Origin of the sequence: Lapillicoccus sp. (genome assembly GCF_046595215.1) — a bacterium.
Classification (GTDB): Bacteria; Actinomycetota; Actinomycetes; order Actinomycetales; family Dermatophilaceae; genus Lapillicoccus.
In genome coordinates this window covers 1-7,230 of the sequence record NZ_JBKJPP010000028.1, presented here as the reverse complement: position 1 = coordinate 7,230, position 7,230 = coordinate 1, and the positions used below count along the sequence as shown (strand labels likewise).

The 7,230-nt window shown below is 71.5% G+C and carries 5 protein-coding genes and 1 tRNA gene; 4 read left to right on the top strand and 2 right to left on the bottom strand.

Translation table 11 applies throughout. The features are described 5' to 3' along the window. Positions 1-523 precede the first annotated feature (523 nt). Positions 524-670, top strand: a complete 147-nt coding sequence (locus ACLL9L_RS02885; RefSeq protein WP_411283144.1) for a hypothetical protein — start codon at positions 524-526, stop codon at positions 668-670. Positions 671-1,395: 725 nt separating this feature from the next. On the opposite strand, the gene ACLL9L_RS02880 is transcribed toward ACLL9L_RS02885, so the two are convergent. Together ACLL9L_RS02880 and ACLL9L_RS02875 are read right to left on the bottom strand one after the other, a co-directional pair. Then, positions 1,396-1,479, bottom strand: a tRNA-Leu gene (locus ACLL9L_RS02880). Positions 1,480-1,572: 93 nt separating this feature from the next. Further along, positions 1,573-2,922, bottom strand: coding sequence for an alpha-hydroxy-acid oxidizing protein (locus ACLL9L_RS02875; protein WP_411283143.1), 1,350 nt, complete (start codon positions 2,920-2,922; stop codon positions 1,573-1,575). A 132-nt stretch (positions 2,923-3,054) separates the two neighbouring features. On the opposite strand from ACLL9L_RS02875, the gene ACLL9L_RS02870 reads away from it, so the two are divergent. The 3 genes from ACLL9L_RS02870 to ACLL9L_RS02860 all read left to right on the top strand — a co-directional run. Continuing rightward, on the top strand, positions 3,055-4,461 hold the full coding sequence (locus ACLL9L_RS02870) for an MFS transporter (protein ID WP_411283142.1): 1,407 nt from the start codon (positions 3,055-3,057) through the stop codon (positions 4,459-4,461). Between the two features lie 29 nt (positions 4,462-4,490). Then, entirely contained in the window at positions 4,491-6,578 is a 2,088-nt protein-coding gene (gene pta, locus ACLL9L_RS02865; protein ID WP_411283141.1) for a phosphate acetyltransferase, read from the top strand. Next, a partial coding sequence (locus ACLL9L_RS02860; protein WP_411283140.1) for an acetate/propionate family kinase occupies positions 6,575-7,230 on the top strand: 656 nt, incomplete at its 3' end. The genes pta and ACLL9L_RS02860, both read left to right, overlap by 4 nt.

Genomic DNA, 7,230 nt, shown 5'->3' with positions numbered 1-7,230 from the left:
ACTTCGCCCTCCGAGCCCACCGTTCCAGCGTCATACGTTCCTCGGCGGTCAACTCCAGCAACGCAGTTGGTCGTCCGGTTCTCGCCATACCCCAAGCCTATACTTTTGGAGCGAATTAAAGACGCACGACACTAGTGCTACGGGCTAAGACATTTGGCCAGGGGATACGCCGCATCTGCACTGACCCCCATCGCCGATGAGAAGGGTCACGCATCGGCTGCCGATCGTACGCGGCCTGCAGCGTGGGCTCCTCCTTCCGGCGCCGCGGACACCACGAAACCCCCTCGCCAGGGGTGGGCAGGTCGCCTTCCTCGATGCCCGCCACCGCGCCCACGCGCGGGTCGCGACCCGGATCTCGCACGCCAGAGACTGCGGGGATCGGCCGGTTCCCGTCCCGCGAGGACGCATCAACCAGGCCCCTCTTACACATGACCCTCGGCGCCTCGATCTCGGCGGACCCCCATCGCGCGGCTGCGGCTGCTGGCCCTACCCGCCGCGTCGAAAGCCTGCAAGCCGAAAGCCCTTGCGCAACCGGTTCCTGACCGTCCCGGCCGGCCTGACCCACAGCGCCCGACAACGACACCTGCGCTTCCCCCGGACCTGGCCCTGGGCCACCGAAATCGTCGCCGCGTTCACCGCGATCCGCACCCTGACCCCGCTCCGGACCTGAGACCCTGGCCCTCACCGTCCACCCACCAGCCAGCACCACCCGGAGACCCGCCCGCAGCGCCACGCGGCCCACCGTCATGCCCTCGGCACCGAAGCCGAGTCAAGCGGCCACGACCTACGCGTCAGCCAACCTCATGACAGACCGAGGTTTGCCGACGACCGCTCATCAAGCAAGTGCGGAAGTCTGCGCCCCGCCCCGGACCGGCGTCTAACTAGGCGGTGTGCAGCACCTTCCAGACGCGCCCAAATATGGGCGCGTCCGACGCAGGGGGGCCAGACCGTCCGCTCAGCGCCCCCGCACCGCGGGCGACGCCGAGACCAGGCCGTATGGCGGCCACCTCAGCAAGGCGTTGCAAGTCCGGCAGACCCGGCTCGGGCAGGACCACCCCGACGAGCACGCCCCCACCGGCCGCTGGGGGGTCGGGGCCGGGGCGAGCGGTCCCGGCCCCGGCGCGCGCCTGGAGCCCGCCCGCCAGCGGGAGCGGCGCGACCTGCCGCCGGTGAGGCAGCGTGACTGGCCAGCAAGCAACGCCCGCCGCCGCGGCCGCAGGCCCGGGACAGCCGGAGCACACCCTAGACCTGAGAGGCCCTGACGCGCAGCGGAGCCCGGACAACGCTGGGGCGCCCAGCCGAGCAGATCTATGCATCCTTGGGCCCTCGCCTCGACTACGACCACTCGACATGGCTGGTCAATGCGTACGCCGACCGGGCGTGTGTCTTTAATCGTGTCCGGAGGGGGACTTGAACCCCCACGCCCGTTAAGGGCACTAGCACCTCAAGCTAGCGCGTCTGCCATTCCGCCACCCGGACGAGGTGTCGAGGCAGGCCTTGGAACCAAGCCCTGCCGCGACCGGAAACGGTAGCACGCAGTGGCGTTCAACTCCGAACCGGACGTCACACCCGTTACACCCGACGCAGGACCTCGGGACCGAGCTCGGTCACCGACGCGAGGCCGCTGAGGCCCATCGTCAGGTCGAGCTCGGCGATCACGTTCTCGAGGACGGACCGCACCCCGTCCTCGCCGTCGATCGCCAGCCCGTAGATGTGCGGGCGCCCCAGGATCACCGCGCTCGCCCCGAGGGCCAAGGCGGTGACGACGTCGGCGCCGGTGCGCACCCCGCTGTCGAAAAGCACCGGGACCCGCCCGCCCACGGCGCGGGCGACGTCGGGCAACGCGTCGAGGGACGACACGGCGTTCCCGACCTGCCGTCCACCGTGGTTTGACACGATCACTCCTGCAGCGCCGCTCTCCACCGCCCGCAGCGCATCATCCGGGTGAAGGATCCCCTTGAGCACCACGGGAAGCCGGGTCCGCTCTCGCAGTGTCTCGATGTCCGCCCACGTCAGCGACGGCTTCGAGTAGATCTCGAGAAACGTCTCCACCACCGCCCGGGTCATCGGCGAGCGCAGGTTGTCGATGAACCTGCCGGGCACTTCGCGAGCCATCGAGGCGAGCGTCCGGACCGCGCCGAGCGTCAGCCGCACGTCACCACGATGACGACCACGACCACCAGCTCCGGGCCGGCCATCCCCACGGGCAACCCCGTCAACCCGCTGCCGCACGATCTCCATGAACCTCCGGTCCGAGGTGTACTGCGCGATGCCGATCCCCTGGGCGAACGGCAAGGACCCAAGGTCGAGGTCCTGGGGCCGCCAGCCGAGCATCGTCGTGTCCAGGGTGACCACGAGGGCATCAGCGCCCATCGCCTCGGCGCGCCCGATGAGGCTGTCGACGAGCCGCTCGTCGGAGCTCCAGTAGAGCTGGAACCATCGCGGCGCGTCACCCATTGCTGCGGCGGTCGTCTCCATCGGCGAGCTGCCCTGGTTGGACAGGATGTAGGGCACGCCGAGCTGCGCTGCGGCCCGACCGATCAGGACGTCTGCGTCGCGACGCACCATTCCCGCCGCCCCCACGGGCGCCACCAGGAGGGGCACGGGCAGCCGGCGCCCGAACAGCTCGACGCTCAGGTCCCTCCGGGAGACGTCCCTCAGCATCCGCGGCACGATCGCCCACTGCCGGAACGCCTCTCGGTTCCGGCGCATCCCGTCGCCGTCCCCGGCTCCCCCGGCGACATAGGCCCACGCGCGGTCGGACATCGTCGCCTTCGCGCGTCGCTCCAGCTCGCTGATGTCGGTCGGCACCCGTGGCCGGCGCCCGAGCGCCCCAGCCCGGTAGACGACGTTCTGGCGCAGGCGGCCCGCGCCGAGGGCCACCGACGCGGCGGCACCGCGAGCGCCGGACGGTGCGTCCACGGCATACCCCTCGCGTCGGCCCGGCCCACCACCTCGTGGGGTCCTCACCACGCTACCGCTCCACGGCGCGCCAGCGCTCCGCCCCACGCACCGCCCCCACCACGCGACGGGGGCCGGTGACACACTGCCTCGGTGACCGGCATCGCCCTCAGCTCTCGCACCGGGCGCTTCGTCATCACCGCGGCCGCCCTCGGGTCGGGGATGGCGATGCTCGACGCCACCGTCGTCAACGTCGCCCTCGTGCGCATCGGCGCCGACCTCCACGCAAGCCTCGCCGACCTGCAGTGGATCAGCAACGGCTACCTCCTCTCACTGGCCTCGCTCATCCTGCTCGGGGGTTCGCTCGGCGACCGTTTCGGTCGACGACGGGTCTTTGTCGTGGGGGTCATCTGGTTTGCCCTGGCCTCTGCCGCCTGCGGTGTCGCCCAGAGCCCCGCCCAGCTCATCGCCGGGCGGGTCCTGCAGGGTGTGGGTGGGGCGCTGCTCACCCCCGGCAGCCTCGCGATGATCCAGGCGACCTTTCGACCCGCCGATCGGGCCAGGGCGATCGGCACCTGGTCGGGTCTCGGGGGGATCGCCGCCACGCTCGGACCGTTCGTCGGCGGCTGGCTCGTGCAGTACGCGAGCTGGCGGTGGGCCTTCCTGCTCAACATCCCCCTCGCGATCCTGACCGTCGTCATCGCCCAGGCCACCGTGCCGGAGACCCGTGACGAGCAGGCCGACCACTCGTTCGACGTCATCGGAGCGGCCCTCGCCACCCTCGCCCTCGCCTCCTCGACCTTCGCGCTGATCCAGCACGAGTCCCTCGGGCCCGCACTGACGGTCGACGTCCTCGCTGCCGGACTCGCCATCGGCGCCCTGTTCATCACCGTGGAGCGCACCGGACACCACCCGATGGTCCAGCCGTCGCTGTTCACCTCGCGCCAGTTCAGCGCGGCCAACGGCATGACCCTGCTCGTCTACGCCTCCCTCGGTGCCGTCTTCTTCTTCCTCACCCTGCAGCTCCAGACCGTGCTCGGCTACGGCCCCCTGCAGGCCGGTCTGTCAAGCCTGCCCGTCACCGTCCTCATGCTGCTGCTGGCGGCCAGGGGTGGGGAGCTCGGCGCGCGGATCGGCCCCCGCCTGCCCATGACCGTCGGTCCGCTCGTCTGCGCCGTCGGGGCCACGCTGCTGACCGGCGTCGGCGCCGGATCCTCATACTGGCTGGGCGTCCTCCCCGGCATCAGCATCTTCGGTCTCGGGCTCTGCCTGCTCGTGGCACCGCTCACCGCGACGGTCCTCGGCGCGGCTCCCGACCGGTATGCCGGCGTGGCCAGTGGCGTCAACAACGCCCTCTCCCGCGCGGGGAGCCTGCTCGCCGTCGCCGCCCTGCCTGCCGTCGTCGGCCTCAGCGGTGCGGACTACGCACGGGCAGAGGCGTTCTCAGGCGCCTACGTCAGGGCGATGTGGATCTGCGCCGTCCTGCTCGCCACCGGGGGCGCGGTCTCGTGGGCGCTGATCCGCAACCCGGACCGGACGCGAAACCCGTCGACGGGCTAGCAGCGACCACATCCCGATAGCCTGACGCCGTGGCAACCCGCGTCTACCTCGCCTCCTCCGAAGGCCTGTCCGGCAAGTCCGCCATCGCGCTCGGGCTGCTCGACCAGCTCAGCCGCCGGGTGGGGCGGGTGGGGGTGTTCCGCCCGATCGTCCGCTCCCAGGACTCCGCGAACGACCACGTGCTCGACCTGCTGCTGTCGAGGCTCGATACCCGCCTCACCCATGTCGCGGCCTCCGGTGTCGCCTACGACGACGTCCATGGCGACCCCGAGGCGGCGATGTCGACGATCGTCGACCGCTTCCACGCGGTCGCCGGCCAGTACGAGGCGATGCTCGTCATCGGCTCGGACTACACGGACGTCACGTCGCCGACGGAGTTCTCCTACAACGCCCGGATCGCGGCCAACCTCGACGCTCCGATGGTCCTCGTCGTCTCCAGCGCCGGACGCCTCCCCGAGCAGGTCCGCACCGCAGCGGACGTCGCGGCCGACGAGGCGCGGGCCAACCACGCCCAGGTGCTGGCCGTCGTCGCCAACCGCGTCGCCGCTCGCGCCCTCGAGGCCACGGCGCAAGCCCTGTCGGGTCTCCTCGGGGACGTCCCGGCATACGCCATCCCGTCCGAGCCGGTGCTCGACTCCCCCACCGTGCGTGAGCTGATGGCTGCCGTCCGCGGCACCCTGACCCATGGCGACGAGTCGCTGCTCGACCGCGAGTCCCTCGGGCTCGTCGTCGCCGCGATGACCATGCCCAACGTCCTGGACCGGCTCTTCGAGGGGTGCGTCGTCGTCACTCCTGCCGACCGGGGGGACGTGCTGCTGGGGCTGCTCCTCGCCCACCGGTCCAAGACCTTCCCCAGCCCGTCGGGCATCGTCCTCAACGGGGGCTTCGACCTGCCGGCGCCGATCGAGCGCCTCGTCGCCGGCCTCGAGGTGCACGTGCCCGTCGTGACCTGCGCGAGCGGGACGATGGCCACGACCGCGGCGTTGGCGGGCGTGACCCCGAGACTGACGCGGACCGCCTCGCGCAAGATCGAGACGGCCCTGAGCCTCTTCGACGAGCACGTCGACGGGGCGGGGCTGCTCGACAGGCTCGACGTCGCGCCCAGCACGGTGGTGACGCCGCTCATGTTCGAGCACCGGCTGCTCGACCGGGCCCGTCGGGCCGACAAGCACATCGTCCTGCCCGAGGGCGAGGAGGACCGCATCCTCCGCGCGACCGACCAGCTGCTGCGTCGCCGGGTTGTGCGGCTCACCCTGCTCGGCAATCCCGGGACCATCCGCACCCGGGCGGGCCAGCTCGGGCTGGACCTCGCCCGAGCGACCATCCTGGATCCCCACGACGAGAAACTGCGAGCGCGCTTCGCGCAGGAGTATGCCGGGCTGCGGGCGCACAAGGGCGTGACGCTCGAGCAGGCCCGCGACGTCGTCGTCGACCCGAGCTACTTCGGGACGATGATGGTCCTCGATGGCCTCGCCGACGGCATGGTGTCGGGGGCGGTCCACACGACGGCCCACACCATCCGGCCCGCCCTGGAGGTCATCCGGACGACCCGCGACGTCGCGGTCGTCTCGTCGGTGTTCCTCATGTGCCTCGCGGACCGGGTCCTCGTCTACGGCGACTGCGCGGTCAACCCCGACCCCACGGCCGAGCAGCTCGCCGACATCGCGATCTCCTCCGCCGCGACCGCTCGCCAGTTCGGCATCGAGCCACGAGTGGCGATGCTGTCCTACTCGACCGGCATCTCCGGCACCGGCGCCGACGTCGACAAGGTCCGCGCCGCAACGGAACTCGTCCGCCAGCGAGCTCCCGAGCTGTCCGTCGAGGGCCCGATCCAGTACGACGCGGCAGTCGACGCCGCCGTGGCCGCGGCGAAGCTCAGGGACAGCCCGGTCGCCGGGCGCGCCACCGTCTTCATCTTTCCCGACCTCAACACGGGCAACAACACCTACAAGGCGGTCCAGCGCAGCGCTGGTGCGGTCGCCGTCGGTCCGGTCCTCCAGGGGCTGCGCAGGCCGGTCAACGACCTGTCCCGAGGAGCCGTGGTGCGCGACATCGTCAACACGGTGGCGATCACGGCGATCCAGGCCGAAGCCATCCAGGCCGAGGCCGTCGGATGAGCGCCGCCCCGCAGCCCGTGCTCGTCATCAACGCCGGGTCATCCTCGCTGAAGTACCAGCTCGTCGACGCCACCAGCGGTGAGACGTCGGCCAGCGGCCTGGTCGAGCGCATCGGCGAGTCCCGTCCCCGGGCCACCCACTGCGGGACCGACGGCACCCACGAGCGGGACGTCTCGTGCACTTCCCACCGCGACGCGTTCGACATCCTGATCACGGCGTTCCGCGAGCACGGCCCGGACCTCGGGTCGGTCGACCTGAGCGCGGTCGGCCACCGGGTCGTCCACGGCGGCGAGAGGTTCAGCCAGCCGGTGCTCATCTCGGCCGAGGTCCTCCAGGCGGTCGAGGACCTCATCCCCCTGGCGCCGCTGCACAACCCGGCCAACCTTGAGGGCATCCGCGTCGCACGGGAGCAGTTCCCGGACACCCCCCAGGTCGCCGTGTTCGACACGGCCTTCCACCAGAGCCTGCCCCCGCATGCCTACACCTACGCGGTGCCCCGCGCCTGGCGCGAGGAGCACGGGGTGCGGCGCTACGGGTTCCACGGCACGTCCCACGCCTTCGTCTCCCGCCGCGCCGCCGAGCTCGTGGGCCGGCCCGTGGACAGCGCCAACGTCATCGTCCTGCACCTCGGCAACGGCGCCAGCGCGGCGGC